Source organism: Solwaraspora sp. WMMD937 (genome assembly GCF_029581175.1).
Taxonomy (GTDB): domain Bacteria; phylum Actinomycetota; class Actinomycetes; order Mycobacteriales; family Micromonosporaceae; genus Micromonospora_E.
The window spans coordinates 2,372,086-2,393,190 of the sequence record NZ_CP120738.1; the positions used below are offsets into that span (position 1 = coordinate 2,372,086).

Annotated in this window: 21 protein-coding genes; 11 read left to right on the top strand and 10 right to left on the bottom strand. The window is 69.1% G+C overall.

Going from position 1 to position 21,105, the window contains the following annotated elements; translation table 11 throughout:
* Positions 1-2: 2 nt before the first annotated feature.
* Together O7621_RS10260 and O7621_RS10265 are read right to left on the bottom strand one after the other, a co-directional pair.
* The gene (locus O7621_RS10260) at positions 3-356 is read right to left on the bottom strand and encodes a metalloregulator ArsR/SmtB family transcription factor (protein ID WP_282233747.1); all 354 of its coding nucleotides are present in this window, start codon (positions 354-356) and stop codon (positions 3-5) included.
* A complete protein-coding gene (locus tag O7621_RS10265; protein WP_282233748.1) occupies positions 353-796 on the bottom strand; it encodes an SRPBCC domain-containing protein in 444 nt (147 codons plus the stop codon). The genes O7621_RS10260 and O7621_RS10265 overlap by 4 nt, the downstream gene beginning before the upstream one ends.
* A gap of 594 nt (positions 797-1,390) precedes the next feature.
* Between O7621_RS10265 and O7621_RS10270 the strand changes: the two genes are divergently transcribed.
* The 4 genes from O7621_RS10270 to O7621_RS10285 all read left to right on the top strand — a co-directional run bounded on the left by O7621_RS10270 (position 1,391) and on the right by O7621_RS10285 (position 5,477).
* Complete coding sequence (locus O7621_RS10270) at positions 1,391-2,215, top strand: p-hydroxycinnamoyl CoA hydratase/lyase (protein ID WP_282233749.1); 825 nt, start codon at positions 1,391-1,393, stop codon at positions 2,213-2,215.
* Positions 2,212-3,762: an AMP-binding protein gene (locus O7621_RS10275; RefSeq protein ID WP_282233750.1), complete on the top strand. Its 1,551-nt coding sequence runs from the start codon at positions 2,212-2,214 to the stop codon at positions 3,760-3,762. Before O7621_RS10270 ends, O7621_RS10275 begins: the two co-directional genes overlap by 4 nt.
* A 91-nt stretch (positions 3,763-3,853) precedes the next feature.
* Positions 3,854-4,552 carry a DUF899 domain-containing protein gene (locus tag O7621_RS10280; protein ID WP_282233751.1) on the top strand — a complete coding sequence of 233 codons (699 nt, stop codon included), beginning with the start codon at positions 3,854-3,856 and terminating at the stop codon, positions 4,550-4,552.
* Between the two features lie 178 nt (positions 4,553-4,730).
* Positions 4,731-5,477 (top strand): SDR family oxidoreductase, encoded by a 747-nt coding sequence (locus O7621_RS10285; RefSeq protein ID WP_282233752.1) that lies wholly within the window; start codon positions 4,731-4,733, stop codon positions 5,475-5,477.
* Between the two features lie 78 nt (positions 5,478-5,555).
* Here O7621_RS10285 and O7621_RS10290 read toward each other — a convergent pair whose 3' ends face one another.
* Both O7621_RS10290 and O7621_RS10295 read right to left on the bottom strand, forming a co-directional pair.
* A complete protein-coding gene (locus tag O7621_RS10290) occupies positions 5,556-7,097 on the bottom strand; it encodes a GMC family oxidoreductase N-terminal domain-containing protein (RefSeq protein ID WP_282233753.1) in 1,542 nt (513 codons plus the stop codon).
* 137 nt (positions 7,098-7,234) lie between these two features.
* On the bottom strand, positions 7,235-7,963 hold the full coding sequence (locus O7621_RS10295) for a TetR-like C-terminal domain-containing protein (RefSeq protein WP_282233754.1): 729 nt from the start codon (positions 7,961-7,963) through the stop codon (positions 7,235-7,237).
* Between the two features lie 118 nt (positions 7,964-8,081).
* Here O7621_RS10295 and O7621_RS10300 point away from each other — a divergent pair, with 118 nt between their 5' ends.
* The 3 genes from O7621_RS10300 to O7621_RS10310 all read left to right on the top strand — a co-directional run bounded on the left by O7621_RS10300 (position 8,082) and on the right by O7621_RS10310 (position 10,761).
* Positions 8,082-9,434 carry a carotenoid oxygenase family protein gene (locus O7621_RS10300; protein WP_282233755.1) on the top strand — a complete coding sequence of 451 codons (1,353 nt, stop codon included), beginning with the start codon at positions 8,082-8,084 and terminating at the stop codon, positions 9,432-9,434.
* Between the two features lie 153 nt (positions 9,435-9,587).
* On the top strand, positions 9,588-10,142 hold the full coding sequence (locus tag O7621_RS10305) for a hypothetical protein (RefSeq protein ID WP_282234537.1): 555 nt from the start codon (positions 9,588-9,590) through the stop codon (positions 10,140-10,142).
* Positions 10,132-10,761, top strand: a complete 630-nt coding sequence (locus O7621_RS10310) for a copper resistance CopC family protein (RefSeq protein WP_282233756.1) — start codon at positions 10,132-10,134, stop codon at positions 10,759-10,761. The genes O7621_RS10305 and O7621_RS10310 overlap by 11 nt, the downstream gene beginning before the upstream one ends.
* Before the next feature lie 102 nt (positions 10,762-10,863).
* Here the strand turns inward: O7621_RS10310 and O7621_RS10315 are convergent, their stop codons facing one another.
* Positions 10,864-11,739 carry an SDR family NAD(P)-dependent oxidoreductase gene (locus tag O7621_RS10315; RefSeq protein ID WP_281551620.1) on the bottom strand — a complete coding sequence of 292 codons (876 nt, stop codon included), beginning with the start codon at positions 11,737-11,739 and terminating at the stop codon, positions 10,864-10,866.
* 25 nt (positions 11,740-11,764) lie between these two features.
* Complete coding sequence (locus tag O7621_RS10320; RefSeq protein ID WP_278174080.1) at positions 11,765-12,364, bottom strand: carboxymuconolactone decarboxylase family protein; 600 nt, start codon at positions 12,362-12,364, stop codon at positions 11,765-11,767.
* Positions 12,365-12,808: 444 nt separating this feature from the next.
* Here O7621_RS10320 and O7621_RS10325 point away from each other — a divergent pair, with 444 nt between their 5' ends.
* Both O7621_RS10325 and O7621_RS10330 read left to right on the top strand, forming a co-directional pair.
* A complete protein-coding gene (locus O7621_RS10325; protein WP_282233757.1) occupies positions 12,809-13,735 on the top strand; it encodes a carboxymuconolactone decarboxylase family protein in 927 nt (308 codons plus the stop codon).
* A gap of 450 nt (positions 13,736-14,185) precedes the next feature.
* The gene (locus tag O7621_RS10330) at positions 14,186-14,965 is read left to right on the top strand and encodes a helix-turn-helix transcriptional regulator (RefSeq protein ID WP_281555704.1); all 780 of its coding nucleotides are present in this window, start codon (positions 14,186-14,188) and stop codon (positions 14,963-14,965) included.
* Between the two features lie 279 nt (positions 14,966-15,244).
* Here O7621_RS10330 and O7621_RS10335 read toward each other — a convergent pair whose 3' ends face one another.
* Together O7621_RS10335 and O7621_RS10340 are read right to left on the bottom strand one after the other, a co-directional pair.
* Positions 15,245-16,036, bottom strand: coding sequence for a maleylpyruvate isomerase family mycothiol-dependent enzyme (locus O7621_RS10335; protein ID WP_282233758.1), 792 nt, complete (start codon positions 16,034-16,036; stop codon positions 15,245-15,247).
* Between the two features lie 37 nt (positions 16,037-16,073).
* The gene (locus O7621_RS10340) at positions 16,074-17,144 is read right to left on the bottom strand and encodes an NAD-dependent epimerase/dehydratase family protein (protein WP_282233759.1); all 1,071 of its coding nucleotides are present in this window, start codon (positions 17,142-17,144) and stop codon (positions 16,074-16,076) included.
* Between the two features lie 327 nt (positions 17,145-17,471).
* Here O7621_RS10340 and O7621_RS10345 point away from each other — a divergent pair, with 327 nt between their 5' ends.
* Together O7621_RS10345 and O7621_RS10350 are read left to right on the top strand one after the other, a co-directional pair.
* Entirely contained in the window at positions 17,472-18,458 is a 987-nt protein-coding gene (locus O7621_RS10345) for a DUF1702 family protein (protein ID WP_282233760.1), read from the top strand.
* Positions 18,455-19,825, top strand: a complete 1,371-nt coding sequence (locus tag O7621_RS10350; protein WP_282233761.1) for a cytochrome P450 — start codon at positions 18,455-18,457, stop codon at positions 19,823-19,825. The genes O7621_RS10345 and O7621_RS10350 overlap by 4 nt, the downstream gene beginning before the upstream one ends.
* A gap of 219 nt (positions 19,826-20,044) precedes the next feature.
* Here the strand turns inward: O7621_RS10350 and O7621_RS10355 are convergent, their stop codons facing one another.
* Together O7621_RS10355 and O7621_RS10360 are read right to left on the bottom strand one after the other, a co-directional pair.
* Positions 20,045-20,614 (bottom strand): flavin reductase family protein, encoded by a 570-nt coding sequence (locus O7621_RS10355; RefSeq protein WP_282233762.1) that lies wholly within the window; start codon positions 20,612-20,614, stop codon positions 20,045-20,047.
* Between the two features lie 2 nt (positions 20,615-20,616).
* Complete coding sequence (locus O7621_RS10360) at positions 20,617-21,102, bottom strand: acyl-CoA thioesterase (protein ID WP_281551612.1); 486 nt, start codon at positions 21,100-21,102, stop codon at positions 20,617-20,619.
* Between the last annotated feature and the right edge of the window lie 3 nt (positions 21,103-21,105).

Below are 21,105 nucleotides of genomic sequence, written 5' to 3' on the forward strand. Positions count from 1 at the left end.
GGTCAGTCCGGCTTCTGATCGGCCGATTCGGCGGCCCGTTTGATGTTGGCCAGTCGCCGGTCCCAGTCGGTCGCGACGGCGGCCATCCACCGCACGGTCGCGTCCAGCGCGGCCGGATGTACGCCGTACCGCACCTCGCGACCCACCCGGCTGCCCGAAACCAGCCCGGCGGCGTTCAGGACGGCGAGATGCTTGACCACCGCCTGTCGCGAGACAGGCAGCTGTTTGGCAAGGGTCGTCGCAGTGAGCTCGCCCTGTGCGGCCAGCAGGTCGAGGAGATGCCGCCGAGTCGCGTCGGCCAGCGCAACGAGAACACTGTCGACGAACTCGGCTTCGCCACGACGTTCTGGCGTCACACAGATGCCTCGGCGCGCTTCTTGAACCCGTCGAAGACCTGGGGCCAACCGCTGTCGTTGTTCTTCAGAGCCTCGCTGCGCTGCTCCTCGGAAACGGCCAGCGCGGCGAAGCCGCTCTCCACCACGCGGAGCCGGGTCTTGTCGCCCTCGGCGGTCAGGGTGAACTCGACCAGGGTGCTGTTGTCCTCCCGCAACTCCTCGCCGGGGAACGCGCTGGCCCAGCGGTACGCCACGTAGGTAGGTGGCTGGACCTTCTCCACCCGGACCGGGAAGTCACCGTACTCGGGGTTGCGAGCCGTCATGGACTCGCCCTCCTTCGCCACAGTGCCGGCCACCGTCGCCTCGTCGGCCACCCAGAAGCCGGGCTCGGCCACCAGCGACCAGACCCGCTCCATCGGCGCCGCGATCAAGGTCTCCCGCTCGATCCGATCTTCGCTCATCGGTGACTCCTGAACTTCGTCGTTGATTGCCACCTCATGGTTGCACGTCACCCCAGGTTGTGCAACCCACGGGTTGCACAACCTGAGTGGTTCTCGTCAGATGATCGTGCGATGTTGAGTATGCCCAGGTCAGCTGCGGATCCTGGAGCGGGCGGGTGAATGAGGAGCCGGATCGGGCGGGCTTGCGGTAGTCCTGGCGCAGGGATCACCACGGGGGTCGGGCCGGCCTGCTGGCCGTCCTGGCGCCGCTGTCACTGCTCAACGATCCTCGACGACCACGCGGCTGCTGTCGTCTTCGAGAATGCTCACTCCTTGGCTGTGGCGCGACCTGTCACGCCGGGCCCGGGCGGTCGATCGTAGACCGTCGTTGTGGGCAATATTCGACAGGCCGTGCGACCGGAGCCTGTTGTAGCAGGCCGACCGGCGGTCAGTTGTGCAAGGCAACACCAAAGAAGCGCTGCGGTTCTCTACTTGTGATGCTCGTACCGCGGCGGGCCTACCGGAGGCTGCACTGACGAAATCCGGATTGTACGGCCGAGCGGCCAAGGCCATGTGCGCACATTTTCGTTGTCCGACCAGAAAGAGGGAACCGAGATGATGGTGCTGGAAACCGTGAACCTCGAGATGGACGGCCCGGTGGCCACAATCTATCTGAACCGCCCGGCCAAGAAGAACGCGATGAACCCGCAGATGCACCGGGACATGAACCAGGCGCTCGACACGATCGAGGCGGCCGGTAACGTCAAGGCGGTCGTGGTGACGGGCGTCGGCGACAGCTTCAGCGCCGGGATGGACCTCGAGGAGTGCTTCCTGCAGCCGTTCGACGACCCGCAGCTGTTCTACCGGACCAACCTGGTCGCGTTGACCTGGTTCAAACGGCTCAAGGCGTTCCCGGCGGTGACCATCGCCAAGGTCAACGGGTTCGCGTTCGGCGGCGGCCTGCTGGTCACCGGCCTCTGTGACCTGGCCGTGACGTCGGAAACCGCTCTGTTCGGCCTTTCGGAGATCAACTTCGGAATCTTCCCGGCCGGCGGCGCGACCTGGGCAGCCACCCACAATCTGCCCCGCAAGCAGGCGCTCTACTACATCCTGACCGGCGACACCATGACCGGCCAGCAGGCGCAGGAGTACGGCCTGGTCAACAAGGCGGTGCCGGCCGACCAGCTGGACGCCGAGACCGACCGGATCGTGCGGAAGATCGCCAAGAAGAACCCGATCACCCTGGAACTGGCCAAGCAGGTCTACGAGCGCACCACCACCATGGACCTGCCGACCGCCATTGACTACGACCAGGCCAAGCTCTGGGAGCTGTCCCGGCTCAGCGGCAACGAGTGGGTCAACGTCGCGCTGAAGCAGTTCGAGAAGCGCGCCTACCAGCCAGGGCTGAGCACCTACAGCCGGGCGGAGGCGAAGTCATGACCACCACTGCCCCGACGCCGATGACGGTCGACATCCCGGACCTGTCGCTGCCGGCATTCGTGCTGCAGCGCGCCGAACAGTACGGCGACCGTACGGCACTGGTCGACGTGGCCGGTGGCGACGGCTACACGTACCGCCAGCTGGCCTCGATGGTGCGTCGGCTGGCCGCCGGGCTGCACGCCCGTGGCTTGCGCCGGGGCGACGTGCTGGCGATGCTCGCGCCCAACGTGCCGGAGTACCCGATCGTGGTGCTCGCCGCGTCGCTGGCCGGCGGCACGGTCGTCGTGCTCAACCCGATCGACACGCCCGACGATCTGGCCGGCCACCTCACCGACGCCGGCGCGAAGCTGCTGGTGACCGTACCGTCCGAGGTGCCCAAGGCGGCGGCGCTGGCCGCCCGCACCAAGATCGAGGAGATCGTGGTGATGGGCGAGGCGGACGGAGCGACGCCGCTGTCCGAGCTGCTCAGCGACGAACCGGCGCCGGAGGTGGCCATCGACCCGGCGCAGGACGTCGCGGCGCTGCTGCACTCCAGCGGCAGCACCGGACGTCCCAAGGGGGTGATGCTGACCCACCGCAACATCGTCGCGACCGTGTTGCAGACCAGGACGGTCACGCCGCTCGGCGCAGACGAGAAGGTGCTCGCCATGCCGCCGTTCCACCATGCGTTCGGCCTGATCATGGTGATGAGCGCCAGCCTGCTGCAGGGCGCGACAATCGTGACGATGCCGCGGTTCGACCCGGAAGGATACGTCAAGGCGATCCACGACCACCGGATCACCCGCCTCTACATTGTCCCCACCCTCGCCGTACTGCTGGCCCGCAGCCCGCTGCCGGACCGGTACGACCTGTCGTCGGTCCGGTCGATCGTCTCCGGCGGTGCCGCGCTCGACCCCGAGATCGCCCGGCTCTGCCGGGAACGGCTCGGCTGCCACATCGCCCAGGGGTACGGCCTCACCGAAGCGATGACGTCGTTCATGCAGCTCGAGGAGCCGTTGGTGCCTGCGTCGGTCGGCCGCACAGCGCCCAATGTCGAGTGCCAGATCGTCGATGTGACCACCGGGGCGCAGCTCGGTGCGCACCAGCGGGGCGAGATCCTGATCCGGGGTCCGCACGTGATGAAGGGGTACCTCAACGCCGCCGAGGTGACCAGCAAGGTGCTCCGGCCGGACGGGTTCCTGCACACCGGTGACCTCGGCTACCTCGACGACGACGGCGAGCTGTTCCTCGTCGACCGGATCAAGGAGCTCATCAAGTACAAGGGCCAGCAGGTCTCCCCGGTCGAGCTCGAAGCCGTCCTGATGACCCACCCGAAGGTGGCGGACGCGGCGGTGATCGGCGTGCCGGACGAGGAGGCCAGCGAGATCCCGAAGGCCTTCGTGGTCGCTAAGGAGCCGACCACCGAGCAGGAGCTCATGGCGTTCGTCGCCGAACGGGTGGCGCCGTACAAGAAGATCCGACAGATCGAGTTCATCGAGCAGATTCCCCGTACCCCGGTGGGCAAGATCGAGCGGCGACGGCTGAAGGAGCGGACGTTCAGCTCGTAGTCGGTGCCGGGCAAGCGGGGAGAAGTCCCGGCGACCCGTTCCCTGTCACTCTGGCCATGGATGGTTCCGGCCCAAGTTCTGAGGAGATCTGATGAACCCTCCGCAAGTTGTCTCCAGAGAAGAATGGCTGGCGGCACGCACAGCGCTGCTGGAGAAAGAGAAGGAAGTCACCAAGGCGCGGGACATGATTGCGCAAGAGCGCCGCAATCTCCCGATGGTCAAGGTGGAGAAGGAGTACCTCTTCGAGGGGCCGAACGGCACGCTGACGCTGCTCGACCTGTTCGAGGGGCGCCGCCAGCTCGTCGTGCGGCACTTCATGTACGCCCCGGGCGACAAGGAGGGATGCATCGGCTGCTCGATGCAGGCCGACAGCGTCGGCGAGCTGTCGCACATGTGGGCCCGGGACACCACCTTCGTGATGATCTCGCGGGCTCCGCTGGCCGACTTCCAGGCGTTCAAGGCCCGGATGGGCTGGGAGATCCCCTGGTACTCGTCGTTCGGCAGCGACTTCAACTACGACTACGAGGTCTCCACCGAGCAGGGCGAGTCGCCCGGCGTCAGCGCCTTCTACCGCGACGGCGACGACGTCTACTTCACCTACTCGATCTTCGACCGGGGTGGTGAGATCTTCAAGAACTTCTACAACTATCTGGACATCACCCACCTCGGCCGGCGCGAGGACGAGCTCGAGCACCCGTGGGACTGGTGGCGTCACAAGGACCGGTACGACGCGGAGAACGCGGCGGTGCCGGGCACCAACTGGTGGAACGGCACCAGGTTCCAGAAGTAGCCCCTGATTCGGGCGAAACGGCTCCGGCTTCTGGCGAATCCGTGGATTCGCCAGAAGCCGGAGCCGTAGGCCTGTCCCGGCCGTTCCGCGTCGGACCGGCCACCACCCACCGGCCGGTGCAACGTCGGGCCGGAGCAGCCATCCAGCAGCCACCCCGTCATCTGACACAGGAGGAACCATGAGCGACATGTCTGGCCGGACCACGATCGTGGTCGGGGCGAGCCGGGGCCTGGGCCACGGGGTCGCCACCGCCTTCGCCGACGCCGGTGCGCCGGTGATCGCGGTGGCCCGTACCGCGATGGACTTCCCGGTGCCGGCCAACGGCGCCGGATCAATCCAGCCGGAGATCGCCGACGCCGGTGAAGCCACCGTCCCGGCCACCCTGATCGACCAGTACGAGCCGGAGGCCGTGATCCTGGTCGCCGGGGCCACCCCGCACATGCGCCCGCTGCAGGAGCAGACCTGGGAGACGTTCTCGGTCAACTGGGAGACCGACGTGCGGATCACCTTCCACTGGCTGCGCGAGGTGCTGCTCAAGCCGTTGCGTCCGGGCAGCCGGGTGATCGTGATCAGTAGCGGTGCCGTGCTCGGCGGATCGCCGCTCAGCGGCGGCTACGCCGGCGCGAAGGCGGCTCAGCGCTACATCACCGGCTACGCCCAGGATGAGGCGAAGCGAGCCGGCCTGGACATCACCTTCACCACCGTGCTGCCGAGGTTCGCGCCGATGACCGGGGTGGGTCTGCCCGCCGTGCGGGCGTACGCGGCCCGCGCCGGCAAGTCGACCGAGGAGTTCGTCAACCGGATCGGGCCGCCGTTGACCCCGCAGATCGCCGGTGCCGCGCTGCTGGACCTGGTCCGGGCGGACGCCGCGGCGGTCGCGCCGGGCTACGAGCTCACCGGGGCGGGGCTGAAGAAACTGTCCTGACCCCGTACCGACAGTGATGCCCCGCGGGTAGCGCGCTACCCGCGGGGCATGTCGTGTCACCCCGGTCGGTGCCGGCGGTCAGGAGGCCGTCAGCCAGTCGGCGAGCCGTTCACCGATCATGATCGAGGTCAGGTTGGTGTTGCAGTTGACGATCGACGGCATGACCGAGGCGTCGCCCACGTACAGGTTCTCCGTGCCGTGTACCCGCAGTCGTTCGTCGACGACCGCGTCGGCGTCGTCGGCGGTACCCATCCGGGTGGTGCCGACCGGGTGGTAGCCGCTGTCCAGGCTGAGCCGGACGTAGTGGCCGAGGATGTCGTCGTCGGAGACCATCTCCTCGCCCAGGACGACGAACCGGTCGCCGCGGTCGACGATGCCCGGGGTCTGCATCAGCTGCCAGCAGGTGCGGACCGCGTCGACCAGGATCTTGATGTCTTGTTCGGTGGCGAGGAAGTTCAGGTCGATGTCCGGCGGTGACGTCGGGTCGGCCGAGGCGAGCACCAGGCGTCCCCTCGACTGCGGCCGCTGGTGCACCACCATCACCCCGAAGATCGTCTTCGCCGCGGCGAGCATCTGCAGCTCGGGGAAGAGCGTCAGATCGAAGTGATTGATCATGTAGTACTGCAGGTCGTTGAACTCGTCCGAGCCCGGTGCGGTGGTGCGCACCATGGTCTGCAGGAAGGCGTCCTGCGGGTCGAACGTGCCCTCCTTCGGCACCATGAACGCGCCGGTGCGCGGGTGGTCGATCAGGGTGCCGCCGACCCCGGGACGGTCGAGGAGCACGTCGATGCCGAGCCGGCGCAGATCGCCGGCCGGACCGATGCCCGAGCGCATCAGGATCGCCGGCGAGTTGACCGCTCCGGCGGCCAGCACGACGTTGCGGGCATGGATCTCCTCGGTGCCACCGGCCGGGTTGGTGACCTCCACGCCGTGCGCCCGGGTCCCGGTGAACAGCACCCGGTTGACCTGCGCGCCGGAGTAGATGGTCAGATTCGCCCGGCCGCGGGCCATGCCCAGGTAGCCCATCGCGGTGGAGAACCGGGTACGGGTGTCGTTGCGGTTCGACGGGATGGGACCGACCCCGGTGGCCTCGGGGTGGTTGTGGTCCTCCACGTCGGGGAAGCCGGCCTTGAGAGCGGCTTCGTGGAAGACATGCTGCACCGGGGCCAGCTCGTCGGGCCGCCACCGGCGGATCGGGATCGGACCGCCCTGACCGTGGTACTCATTGTCGAAGTCCAGGTCATTCTCGAGTCGCTTGTAGTACGGCAGGACCTCGTTCCAGGCCCACGCCGGATTGCCCATCGACGCCCATTCGTCGAAGTTGTTCGGCGTGCCACGCAGGGCGATGGTCGCGCCGACCGCAGACGATCCACCGGTCAGTTTCCCGCGCGGGAAGATGATGCGCCGGCGGTCGGTGATTTCGGCCTTGAAGTGCCAGTCGTACGTGGACATCGACATGGCGCTGCCGTCGAGGATCTCGTCCGGCGTCTCGGCGACGGTGGCGTAGTCCGGACCCGCCTCCAGCAGCAGTACCCTGCGCTGCGGGTCCTCGCTCAGGCGGGCGGCGAGTGCGGCTCCGGCGGACCCGGCTCCGACCACCAGATAATCAAATTCGTTCATCAGCGGCGTCCTTCGGCAGTGTCGAGTTGGCGATCCTGGGCGTTTCCTCGCAGGAGTGGATGCGCATCCATCACAAGACCTTCACGTCTCCCGATGAGCATCACATTTGCCAATTCGCGGTGCTTCTCCGCCGTTGCTCAGGGTGTTACTTCTCCGGTATTGCTCAGGGCGCTGTCTTTCTGGCTCGCCGACGCCGACGCAGGTGCCGACGCCGACGCCGGCCGTGGCGGTCGGCGTCGGCGGGCCCGGGCCAGCGAGATCATGGTGGCTTCGTGTTTGTCTCCGGCGCCCACCATCAACGAGCGCAACTGGGTCTCGAAGCACAGGTCGGCGTCGTACGGGTCGATCAGGTAGCCGCCGAGTTCGAGGGCGACCAGACCGTGCAACGCGATCCACATGGTCTGCCCGACGAGCAGCGGATCGGCCGGCCGGAACCGGCCCTGCTCGGTGGCCCGGGACACGGCGTCGACCAGCGGCTCCAGGGTGTACCGGCCGTGCTGGCGGTCACCTTCGCCGAGAGCGAACCCGCCGAGCGCCGAACTGCCGAACATGACCAGGTAGAGCTGGGGGTGGTCGAGGGCGTTGGCGCGGTACGCGTACCCGAGCGCCATCACGTCGGCCACGGCGTCGTTGGTGGCCCGGACGGTCGCCATCCGCCGGTGCAGCCGGGCGAAGCCCTCGTGCACCATCGCTCGGACCAGGTTGTCCATTCCGCCGTAGTAGGTGTAGACGACGGTGGTCGACGTGCCGACCTCGGCGGCCAGCCGGCGGGTGGTCAGCGCGGCCGTGCCGCCCTCGGCCAGCAGCCGCGCGGCTGCTTCGAGCAGGGCGGCGGCCAGCTGCGGATCGACCCGGCGCGGACTCACATTGACATGATCTCACGCCCGGCGTACTGTCAAAACATAACGTTGTTACGTAACCGCGAAACGTAACGAAGGTACGTAACGATGCCGTCCAGGTCGCGTACGACCGGTGGAGGCCCCGATGAGCGTCGTCACCCACTCACCCCTGACCCCCGCGACCGTCCGCCGGGACAACCGGCGCCCGGTCACTCACGAGACGACCGGCACCGACCTGGTCGTCACCGGCCGGCTGCCCGCCGAGCTCGACGGCTGCCTGGTCCGGATCGGCCCCAACCCGACCCGGCCCGACCCTCGGGCCCACCCGCTGGTCGGCGACGGCATGGTGCACGGCGTGCGACTGCGGCACGGCCGGGCGCTGTGGTACCGCAACCGGTGGGTACGCAGCGACAGCGTCGCCCGTACCCGCGGTGAACTCCCCATCCCCGGCCCCCGGCACGGGCTGAGCGACAACGCCAACGCCAACGTGATCCGGCACGCCGGCCGCACCCTCGCGCTCGGCGAAGCCGGCGTCCTGCCGATCGAGCTCGACGGCGAGCTCGACTCGGTGGCCCGGATGGACTTCGACGCGACCCTGCCGCACGGCTTCACCGCGCACGCCGAGACCGACCCGGTCACCGGGGAGCTGTTCGCCGTCGCCTACTACCACGACCTGCCCTACGTCGAACACCTGGTCGTCGGCGTGGACGGCCGGGTGCGGCACAGCACCCGCATCGAGGTGGCCGGCACTCCGCTGATGCACTCGGTGGCCCTGACCGACCGGCACACCGTGCTGTTCGACCTGCCGGTCGCCTTCGACCCGGCTCTGGCCCACGCCGGATCCCGGTTCCCGTACGCCTGGTCCGCTGGTCGGCCGGCCCGGATCGGCCTGCTGCCCCGGGCCGCCGCTGGGTCGGCCGTGCGCTGGTTCGAGGTCGATCCGTGCTACGTCTTTCACCCGGTGAACGCTTATGAGACCGCCGACCGGTGCGTGATCGACGTCGTACGGCACGAGCGGGTCTTCGACCGGGACCGCCGGACACCCGGTGAGTGCGCCCCGGCGCTGTGGCGCTGGACCCTCGACCTGACCGGCGGGTCCGTCGCGGCCGTACAGCTCGACGACATTCCGCAGGAGTTCCCGCGCATCGACGACCGGCGCAAGACGACCCCCTACCGGTACGCGTACACGGTGGCGATGCAGGACGGTACCGGCACGCTGGGCGGCTCGGCGCTGCTGCGGCACGATCTGGACGGCCGGGACGTGGCGGTGCACGACTTCGGGCCGTACCGGGAGGCGGGGGAGGCCGTCTTCGTGCCGCGTGGCCCGGTCGGCGCAGAGGATGACGGCTGGCTGCTCACCTATGTGTACGACGCCCGGGTCGACCGCAGCAGCCTGGTGGTGCTCGACGCCGCCGACTTCACCGGTGAGCCGGTGGCCGTGGTGCACCTGCCGGTACGGGTGCCCAGCGGCTTCCACGCCAACTGGATCGCCGGCTGAACATGCCCAACTAGGCAATTTCCACTATCCACGACGTCATGTTGCCAGCTAGCTTCGCGACAGGATGTCATGCCTGGCTCACGGAAGGTATGCAAAATGGCCCATTCCGCTGCCCATCCCGCCCCCCATCCCGCTTCCTCCAGTTCCCCTGGCCTGGTGACCCGGCTCAACGGCGCACACCACAAGCTGGCCCTGAACGGTTTCCTCGTCGTCGTCCTCGCGCACTGGGCCGAACACCTGGTCCAGGCGTACCAGATCTGGGTGCTCGGCAGCCCCCGGCCGCAGGCCCGAGGCGTGCTCGGCCAGTGGTTCCCCTGGCTGGTCAGCTCCGAGTGGCTGCACTACGGGTACGCCATCGTGATGCTCGTCTTCCTGTTCCTGCTCCGCCCCGGGTTCACCGGACGGGCCCGGACCTGGTGGACCATCGCACTGGCCATCCAGTTCTGGCACCACATCGAACATCTGCTGCTGCTGATTCAGGCGCAGACCGGCACCATCTTCTTCGGCCAGCCGGTGGTGACCAGCGTGGTGCAGTTGATCGTGCCCCGGGTCGAGCTGCACCTGTTCTACAACTCGGTGGTTTTCATCCCGATGGTGATCGCGATGTACCTGCACCTGCGCCCGAACGAGCGGGAGCGGGAGCAGATGAGCTGCAGCTGTGCCGGCCACCGGTCGGAAGTCCGACCGCTCGCCTCCCATGCGGCCTGATCCCCGCCCAGGCGTACCAGCCGCTGCTCTCGGGCTGGCCGGCGTCGTCGCGGCAGCCGTTGCGGTGGCCGGCGTCGTCGCCGTGGTCGCCGCGGTGCTGCTGGCCACTCCCGGCAGCGCCCGTGCCGACGACGGCAGGCTGCTCCTGGCGGACCCGCCGGTCGACGCGGCGCTCAGCGTCGCGCCGACCGGCGTGACCCTGTCCTTCACCGACACCGTGCAGCCGGAACTGTCTCACGTCGAGGTGTTCGACGGCGCCGGCGACGAGGTCACCGACGGCGACTACCGGCAGGTCGCGCCGGACCGGGTGCACCAGCCGGTGCGGATCGGTGCCGACGGTGACTACACGGTCGCGTACCACGTGACCTTTCCCGATGGTTCGGACGTGACTGACGTCTACCGGTTCAGCGTTGGCACCGGCGTGCCGCCGGCCGCGCTGGACGCCGCGACCCGCGAGGCCCGTACCGACGCGGTGTCCGAGCACGCGCACGAGATCGACGGATTCAGCGCGACCCTGCTGGTCATCGACGGGCTGGTGCTGTTCGTGGTGATCGCGCTGTTGTGGCTGCGCCCGCGCGACGGCCGGCCGACGTCACTGCGCTACCGCGATCCTGACTGACCAATCAGCCAGCAGGCAGAGCGCGCTGTCCATCGCCGCGCCAGACCGACTGATCGGCGCCGGCGGGTTCGCCCGCCGGCGCCGATCAGTCGTTGGCCATTGTCAGGGGATAGGGAAGAACGCGCGGACGAACCGGTCCCAGTTGCGGTCACCAATCGTCGCCCGCATCCGGGTCAGCAGCCGGGCGGGTATCCCGAGTCGGTACCGGACGCGCGGGTTGGGGTGGGTGACCGCAGTCTCGATGACCTTGGCGACATGCTCGGCGCGGACCGCCATCTTGCCGCGCAGCGGCGGGTTGTCGCTGAGCCGGTACGCCTGGTGCCACTGCACGAAGTAGTCCCAGAAGTCCTTGTACAGCGCCGGGTTGCCGTGCGACTGCATGCCGAGGTCGGCGACGCTGTCCGGGACGAAACCGCCGAGGATCGGCGACGGCTCGATCAGCACCACCTTGATGTCGAACCGGGCCACCTCGTGCCGCAGCGAGTCGCCGATCGCCTCCAACGCGTGCTTGGTGGCCTGGTAGTAGCCCCGACCCGGCGTCGCGAACAGCCCGAAGATCGACGACATCAGCACCACCCGGCCACCGCCCTGCTCCCGCATCCCGGGCAGGACCATCTGGGTGAGCCGGCACAGACCGAAGACGTTCGTCTCGAACTGGGCCCGCACCTCGTCCATCGGAGTCTCCCCGATGGTGCCGTTGAGGCTGTACGCCGCGTTGTTGATCAACGTACCGACTGCGCCGTGCTCATCGGTGATCCGTTTGACCGCGGCGGCCATCGACTCCTCGTCGGTGACGTCGAGATGCATCACGGTTATGCCCTCGGCGGCCAGATCGGCCAGCGCGTCGACGTTGCGGCCGGTGGCGTAGACCGGCCAGCCGGCCCGGTGCAGGCGCAGTGCGGCCGCCTTGCCCGAGCCGGATGACATGCCGGTGCCCGACGACGCACCGGTCAACAGGATCGCGCGGGATCGTGTCACGACCGGACTCCTTTCCGACCGGAGGTCACTCGTCGCCCTGTCGGGCGATCCGGCTGCGGTCGGTCGACGTACCCAACCCGGTCGCGTCGACCAGCCGGTTGATGAAGGCGAACAAGCTGGCGCAGAAGACCGCCTCGAGCATCTCGGCGTCGCTCCAACCGGCGGCGGCGGCCCGTTCCCAGTCGGCGTCGGTGATCTTGTACGCGCCGGTGCTGACCTTCTCGACCAGCTTCATCAGCGGCCGGGTCCGCTCGTCAACCGGCAGCTCCTCCGCGGTCGAGGCGGTCGAGACGGCCTCGACCAGTTCCTCGCTGCCGCCGAACTCGCTGAGAAACCAGCTGTGCGTGCCCACACAGTATGGGCAGCCGTTCAGCTTGGACGTCCAGGCCGAGATCAACTCTTTGAGGTCGCGGGGCAGGGTGTCGCCCTTGAAGATCCCCCCGTAGCCAGCGACAACCACCTCGAGCAGCCGGGGATTGGTCGAGGTGAGCCGGAACATGTCCGGCACGAACGGCAGCCCGGTGACCGCCTTGATCTGCTCGTAGAGTTCGGCGGTGCGGCCTTCGGCGTGCTCCTCGTCAATCAGCGGGACCCGGATTCCCGGCTGCTTTGTCGTCGTTTCCATTGAGTGTTCTCCTCAGTGGGTGAGCGGGTGCCGGGCCTGCCCGTGCGTCAACTCTCCACACCAGACCCGAACCGGGGACGACACCTGCCGTGCCAGCCGTGACGGTGGCGCACGGCGGAGCAGGGCAGCGCCTGTGGCAACGGTCGACAGGCATTTTGGTCGCCTCATGATGGCACGTGTGGCAGGGCTCCGTGCTCTCCCAGATTGCCTAGTCGGGGAACCATTTTGAAGACCGGCGAAAGAGGAGCTGGATCTCCGATAGCTCTGGCTACGTGGCAGTATCAACCGATAGCCTGTCACCAATCAATTGGAACGGATGAGGTCATGATGCCGGGAAGTCTGATGCGTCCGGTGCTGAGCGGCCTGGGGCTGACTCAGATTCGCTACGTCTCCGCAGTGCCGCGAGGAAGGGCGAGTGGTCTCGTATCTCAGGTGTACCGACAGATGGAAGGCGACTTCGGGGTGCTCGCGCCGCCGGTGGCCCTGCATGCTGCGGCGCCCGAGATGCTCGCCGCGGCGTGGTTGGTGCTGCGCGAAACGTTGATCGTGCCCGGGCTGGCGTCCCGGGCGGCCAAGGAGGCGGTGGCCACCGCCGTTTCGGCCGGTAACGCCTGCCCGTACTGCGCGATGATCCACAACAGTGCGCTCACCGTGCTGGGTCCGCGCCGGCGCGACCAGCTCGCGACGGATGACCCGGAACTGGACGTCGTCGTCGAGTGGGTGATGTCGGTGGATAATCCGGGCAAGCCGATCAATCCCCAGATTCCGGCCGAGCAGTTCGCCGACCTGACCGGTGTGGCGGTGCTGTTGCACTACCTCAACCGGATGGTGAACGTGTTCCTCCGTGACGTACCGCTACCGCCCGGGGTGCCGGAGTTCACGCTGCCGCCGGTGCTTTGGATACTCGGTCGGCAGATGGCCGCGGCTGCCCGGCAGGCGCACCTACCCGGTGCCGCCCTCGGGCTGTTGCCCGCCGCCGATGTGCCCGCCGACCTGTCCTGGGCGGCCGGCAACGACACCGTGGCCCAGGCGTACGCGCGGGCCTGCGCCGCGATCGACGACGCCGGCGCCCGCGCGCTGCCGGCGAACATCCGCGCCCTGGTGTCGGACAACCTTGCCCGATGGCACGGCGGGCCACGCGGGATCAGCCGGGTCTGGGTCGAGGAGCTGATCGCTCCGTTGCCCGCCGGCCAGCGGCCCTTGGCCCGGTTGGCGCTGCTGGTCGCCTTCGCCTCCTACCAGGTGGACCCTGCCGTCATCGAGCGCTGCCGACAGGTCGGCACCAGCGACCGTACGTTGGTCGAACTCTCCTCATGGGCGGCGATGGCGGCGGCCCGCCGGGTGGGCAATTTGCTCCCGATGCGGGGGTAGGCGACATTCCGTTCGGACAGAAAGGGCATCGCCCAGTAATGCGGGTACCCGCTACGGATGGTGATCGACGCTCGGCCATTGATAGAGCAAGAACATCGAAATTTGGCCGCACTTATTGTCCTCGATTCATGGTAGGGTCTTAAGTCATCCAGACCGGTCAGGGCCTAGATGGTGGAGCGTTGTTCGACACTTCCTGCCTCCCGTGAGCCGTCGCGCAGCCAAGCAGCGTGTTGGTGATTACCCTCAGTGCATCACTGCCGTCACCCGCAGTCAGGGTGGTGGCGGCACGGTGGTGCGTCTGAACTGGGGCAACAGGTTTGTGTCGATGCTCCCGGAATCCGTAGTGGGTGACCAGCGCGCGAGCGCACTGTTCGAGAGGCGACCTCGTCGTCTACAGCCGAATGGAGTTGATCCGCAGTGCCTAACGCCGTCGAACGGGCTATTGCCATCATGTGGGACCGCTACCACGAGCCGCTCTCACTCGACGCTATGGCCGATTCTGCCTTTCTGAGTCGTTTCTACTTTTCTAGATTGTTTCGGTCCAAGACGGGCACGTCGCCCGGTCGCTTCCTGACAGCGATCCGGCTGTACAAGGCGAAACACCTGCTGCTGGAGACCGACATGAGCGTCACCGACATCGCCTACGCCGTCGGCTACAACAGTCTGGGCACCTTCATCAGTCGGTTCACCCGCAGCGTCGGCATCTCACCGGCACGCTACCGGTGGCTCGCCGAGCACGGCATCCCACAGCTGTCCCAGCCCCGGTCGGCCGGCAGCCGGCGAGCTGCCACGATCAGCGGAAAGGTCGTGCTGCCGCCGATCGACGTCCCAGTCAAGGTCTACGTCGGAGTGTTCGACAGCCCGATCGTGCAGGGGCTGCCCGCCGCCTGCGACATCCTCGAGGCGTCCGGCGACTACCTGCTCACCGACGTCCCGGAAGGCGAATGGTACCTGAGGGCAGCCGCGATCGCGCTGGACGACATCACCGCCCGCCCGTCGACCCGACGTCCGCTCGCGGTCGGCGCGCACGAGCCGCTGTCGGTGACGGTCGGCACCGATCTCACCGTCGACCTGGAGTTGCACGCCACCGGCGTCTTCGACCTGCCCATCCTGATCGCACTGCCCGAGCTCGACGGGCACGTGACCGGTTCCCGGAGCCGTCGGTCCCGCGGCCGTGACGAACGGCGCGTCGCCGGTCGGACCCGGGTGGTCGGCGCGATCCGATCGTGACCCGAGGGTCTGCCCTCGCCCGGCCGGTGGCGCACGCTGCCGGCCGGGCGACGTCGATACATGCGCTTCCGACTGCGGGGTCGAGGGATCCGCAGCGACGTCTTCCGCCGGCGCTTCTGAAGACGGGATGCCGCAGGCGCATCAGAATGCACCTGCGGCATCAAGCTCAACGAGTACCCCCGACCCGGTGCGGTGACACTGCGTTCACCTGTCGAGGCAACGGCCCTGGCGGTGGTGTCAGCGGCCAGGGACCTTGGCCAGCGACGTCGGGCGGTGACGTCAGCGGACGGGGACGACGAACGGTCCCCAGGTGAACGCCGCGAGCCACGGTGCCGGGTCCGCGCTCCAGCGCAGCGCGCGGATCCGTTCCTCCGTCAACCGGCCGGACATCGCCTGGTAGACGTCGTGCCAGGAGCCGGCGACGGTGGCTGCCGGCGCACCCTCGCCGATCGGCCACTGGCCGAGGTCGGTCTCCACCCGCAGCGCCGGCAGGCTGCGGTTGCGGGTCGACAGCGAAAGTCCTTTCGCCAGGATGCCCATCGCTATCGGCAGCGCCGGGTGCTGCGGTGCCGGCGGATCCACCCCGAGCGCCTGACGCAGATCCAGCTCATGGGTGAACGCGTCCATCACGAGGATGCCCCGCCGGACGGAGAACGGCTCGCCGAGGAACTGCTCGACCGGCCCGCTCAACCGCGTCCAGTCGTCGAGGAGCTCGCCGATCCCACCGGCCGGCAGCGGTGCGGTCGCGCGGTCCGCCGGCAGCAGCGAGAACTGGATGCCGGCCGCCGGCCCGCCGCCGGTGCCTTCCGCCGCTGCCTCACCCGAGGTGATCCGCTCATGCACCCGGGCACAGACCTGGACCAGGTGGCTGGCCAGGTCCGCGATGCTCCAGTCCGGACAGCCGGGTACGGCCGCGGCCAGGTCCGGCGAACCGGCGGTGAGTAGCTCGGCAACGTTCCGGCGGACCTGCCGGTACCCGGCCGCAGCCGGTCCGGCCGGGGTCGGTCCGGCGGGTTCCGGTCCGGCGCCCGAGGAATCCGACTCGGCGCGGACGGAGTCGCTTACGGACATGCTTGCCTCCCTGGTACGGCCGTGTCGCCACGGCGGATCACTGTCGGTCGGGCAATGGCTGTCCGGCCGGGTCGGTCGACGCCCGCCCGGCCTGCCCGGCGGAGAGCCGCCCAATCCGGTGCAGCCAACGCACCGTGTCGGCGACCGTCCGGTCGAACGGGCGGGCGGGCGGTCCGATCAACGGCGCGTCCTGCGGCGGGTGGGCCGCGCAGGCGCAGACGTAGCAGGCGCCGTACTCGGCCGGGATGTGCCACGGCCAGACCCGCTGCACCAGGTCGGTGAGCCGGGCGAACGGCAACATCGCCCGGGCCGGCAGGAACACCGTCGGCAGCCGTCGCCCGGTCACCGCGCGGACGGTGGCCACGTAGTCGCGTGTGCTGACGTACCGTCCCGGCCCGAAGTGCCGGTCCAGGCCGTCGCTCGGCGCGGTGAGCAGCGCCGCGTGCAGGGCGGCGGTGTCGCGGACGTCGCCGACCGGGAAACCGCCGGTCGGCCAGACCGGCATCATGCCGCGCAGCACGTACCGCAGTCGGGCGGTCTGGTCACCGATCTTCGGGTCGTCCGGACCGAGCAGCGCCGGCGGGTAACTGATCACCACCGGCGCGCCCTGCTCCTGGTGCCGACGGGCGATGCGTTCCGCCGCCGCCTTGCTGGCCAGGTACGTCTCGGTGGCGGTGCCGACCGGCGAGCGTGGGCCGAGCGGCGAGCGCGCGCCGAGCGGCGAACCGCCTGCCGGCAGCAGTGCACCCACTGTGGACACGTACACTGTACGGGCCACCCCCAGGTCACGCGCCGCCGCCAGCACCAGCTCGGTGCCGCGTTCGTTGGTCCGCCGGGTCGCGGCGTGCCGCCGGCTGTCGAACGAGTAGACCGATGCGGCGTGCACCACCGCGTCGGTGCCCCGGACCGCCCGGTCGACCGCAGCCGGGTCGGTGATGTCACCAACAACCACGTCGACCGCAGTGTCGGGCACTCCCAGCGGTGCCACCGCTCGGGCCACCCCGGCGGCGTCGCGGGCCAGTACCCGGACCCGGTGGCCGGCGGCCAGCGTGGCCGCGACCGTGTGCGAGCCGACGAATCCGGTCCCGCCGGTCACCAGGACCAACATCGTCTCCTCCATTTCTGGAATCCACCCATGCGCCACGGTCGGATATCGTGCGCCGACCGGGCCGATAGCGGCGCTTGAGCAAAACAAATCTCCCGTACCGGCGTGGAGTGCCAGTACAGGTCGTCGCTCGGTGTGTCGTACGACAATTTCGTTGGTGTCGGTCCGATCCGATCGTGCCCCTTCGAGTGGCGGTGGTCTTCTCTCATAGTGCCGTTGTTGGCGCTATTCAGCCGCAGGTCACAGGGCAATCGGGAAGTGGCGGCCACACTGTCACGCCGGGACGATCAATGATGATGCTTGTCTGATCTGGATGAATGGGAGCGATAGGTGACCGGAATCATCCGAGGACTCCGGCGACGAGTCCTGACCCCTGACATTTCGCAGACCCGGGTATCCGTTCGCGGCTTCCACGACAAAGGGCCGGAAGCAGTTGAGGTCCTGGAATCCGTCGGTGCCGCGTTCCTCGCCGGGCTCTCCTCGGCCGCCGGCGCCCGGCGGGTCACCGACGTCGACGCCGACCTCGCTCCGCTGCCGACCCGCTTCCAGGGGTTCGCCTACGAGGGCGCGGCGATGGGCTTCGCCCTGGTCGACGCGATCACCCCGGGAGAACCCCGGCGCAGCGCCGAGTTCCTCGCCGGGACCGGCGACCGGCACGTCTACATGGCGTACGTCGGCATCGGCTGGGCGATGGCCCGGCTGCCCCGGTTCCTCTGGGGCCGGGCCAGCGCCGCCGCCACCGACCCGTTGCTGCGCTGGCTGGTGCTCGACGGGTACGGCTTTCACCAGGCGTACTTCCACACCGCCGAGTACGTCGTGAACCGGCGGACGGTACGCGGCTTCCCCTGGCCGGCGGAAGGCCCGACGTGGTACGCCGACCGCGTCGTGGACCAGGGCATCGGCCGGGCCATCTGGTTCGTCGCCGGCTCCGACCCGGCGCGCGCCGCGGATCTGATCGACGCGTTCCCGGTCGCCCGGCACCAGGACCTGTACAGCGGTGCCGGCCTGGCCGCTACGTACGCCGGTGGCGCCACCGAGGAGGAGCTCGTCCTCTTCCTGCGCCGCTCCGGTGACCATGCCCCGTTCGTCGCCCAGGCCAGCGCGTTCGCGGCCCAGGCCCGGATCCGCGCCGGGCTGCTGACGCCGCATACCGAGCTGGCCACCGAGGTGTTCTGCCGCACCGGCGCGGCCGAGGCGGCCAAGATCACCGACGAGGAGATCCCGCCCGTCACGGCGGAGCCCGACCTGCCGGCGTACGAGATCTGGCGGTGTGCGATCGCCGCACGGTTCCGCGCCGACGTCGGAGCGCAGCCGTGACCGCGCTCGCCGACCAGCCCAGCCGGCTGCGTCCCCCCGGGCCGTCACCCTGGTCGGCACCGGCCCTGCTGGCCCGGATGGCCCGCAACCGGCTGGATGTGATGCGGTCGGTGTCGGCCCGCTACGGCGACGCCGTCCGGCTGCCGCTGGGGCCGAAGACCCTGTACTTTTTCAACCACCCCGACCACGCCAAGCACGTGCTCGCCGAGAACCCGGGCAACTACCACAAGGGGATCGGGCTGGTCCACGCCCGCCGTACCCTCGGCGATGGCCTGCTCACCAGCGAGGGTGAGCTGTGGCGCAAACAGCGTAAGACGATCCAGCCGGTGTTCCAGGCCCGGCGCATCGCCCGGCAGGCCGGCGCGATCGCCGAGGAGGCGGTCGGTCTGGCCGACCGGCTGCACACCATGGTCGGCCGCGACGAACCGGTCGACATCCGGCACGAGATGACCGATCTGACCCTCGGGGTGCTGGGCCGGACCCTGCTTGACACCGACCTGGGTGAGTTCGGCGGCATCGGCGACGCGTTCGAAGCCGTCCAGGACCAGGCCATCTTCGAGATGATGTCGCTGGGCGCGGTGCCGACCTGGGTGCCGTTGCCCCGGCAGCGGCGGTTTCGCCGGGCCCGCGCCGAGCTGCAGGACGTCGTCGACCAGCTGGTCGCCCGGCGCCGGGCTGCCGGCGGCATCGCCGAACGCGACGACGTGGTGTCCCGGCTGATCGGATCGACCAGCGAGGAGACCGATCCGCAGGTCGCCCGGCAGCGGATGCGCGACGAGCTGGTGACCCTGCTGCTGGCCGGCCACGAGACCACCGCCAGTACCCTGACCTGGGCGTTCCATCTGCTCGACCGGCACCACGACGTCTGGGAGCGGGTGCACGCCGAAGCGGTCGAGGTGCTCGGCGACCGGACACCGGTCTACGAGGACCTGCACCGGCTGCGGTACACCGCGATGGTCGTCGACGAGGTGATGCGGCTCTACCCACCGGTCTGGCTGCTGCCCCGGATCGCCCAGGGCGACGACGTGGTCGGCGGCTACCACGTGCCGGCCGGCGCTGACCTGGTGCTCTGCCCGTACACCCTGCACCGGCATCCGGAGTTCTGGGCGCATCCGGACCGGTTCGACCCGGACCGGTTCGATCCCGACCGCAGCACCGACCGGCCCCGGTACGCGTACATCCCATTCGGGGCTGGTCCGCGCTTCTGCGTCGGTAACAACCTGGGGCTGATGGAGGCGGTGTTCGTGATCGCCTGCGTGGCGCGCCGGCTGCGGATGTCGGTGCAGCCCGGTTACCGTCTGGTCCCCGAACCGATGCTGACCCTGCGGGTCCGGGGCGGCCTGCCGATGCGGGTCCACGAGGCCTGACCGGTCCGCCCACCTGACGTAGCCGGCGCTCGCAGATGCGAGCGCCGGCTACGTCGTGTCCGGCCGGCGGCGGGGCACCGGATCTTTGGTGCGGACCAGGGCCGCAACGAAGGACCGGGCCGCATCGAAGGACCGGGCCGCATCGAAGGACCGGGCCGCATCGAAGGACCGGGCGGTCCCGCTCTGCGCGGGACCGCCCGGTCGGGGTGGCGGGTCGGGTCAGCCTCGGCCGGCGACCTCGACAAACCGGCCACCGTGGAACAGCAGCGCGTCGTGGCCGTCACCGCGGCCGGTGCCCAGCACCGAGCCGAGGAAGATGGAGTGGTCGCCGCCGTCGTAGACGGCGGCCAGCTTGCACTCCACCCAGGCCAGGCTGCCGGAGATGATCGGGGCGCCGGTGTGCCGCCCCGCCCAGTGGTCGACCGTCTCGAACTCCCGCTCGTCACGCGGCCGCGACGAGCTGGCGAAGTAGCGGGCCAGTCCTTCCTGGTCGGCGCCGAGGATCGACACCGCGAAGGCGCCCTGGGCCAGGACCGTCGCGTGCAGCACTGCGGTGCGCTTGACACACACCAGGACCAACGCCGGTTCCAGCGACACCGAGGTGAACGCGTTCGCGGTCATCCCGTGCGGCAGGTCGGTCCCGGACGTCACCAGGGTGACGCCGGTGGCGAACATGCCCATCACGGTGCGCAGCTCGGCGTGGTTATCCCGGCCCGTACCGTTGGAACCGGCCGCCCGGCCCGTACCAGCCGGTATGACGCCCGGCGCGGTCTGCTTGTCGGTAGCCACGGTCAGCCCTCCCTGACGTCTTCGAGCACCCGGCGCTGCCCGTTGCCGTTGCCGTTGCCGCCGGTGACGGCGTAGTGCGACAGCGCGATCCGCAGCGGATCCGGCACCCGGGCCGGGCGGGTGTCGGTGTTCGGCCCGCGCATGCACGCGATCCGCTGCCGGCCGCGGGCGACCAGCTCCTCGAAGCCGTCGCGCAGCCGGACGTAGTCGAACGCGAAGCCGATCTGGGTCTGGGTCAGGTCCTCCAACCGCATCCGGATCGACAGCTCGTCGAAGGCGCTGATCTCGGCGAAGAACTCACACTCGCACTTGAGGGTGAACAGCTTGAGATCGTCGCGGATGTCGGCCAGCACCTCCGGCGCGCGGTCCCGGAGGAACATCTCCCGGCACCGGCCCTGCCAGCGCAGATAGTTGACGTAGTAGACGTTGCCCACCAGGTTGGTCTCCTCGAAACCCACCAGGTGCCGGTACTCGTAGTAGGACTCCATGAC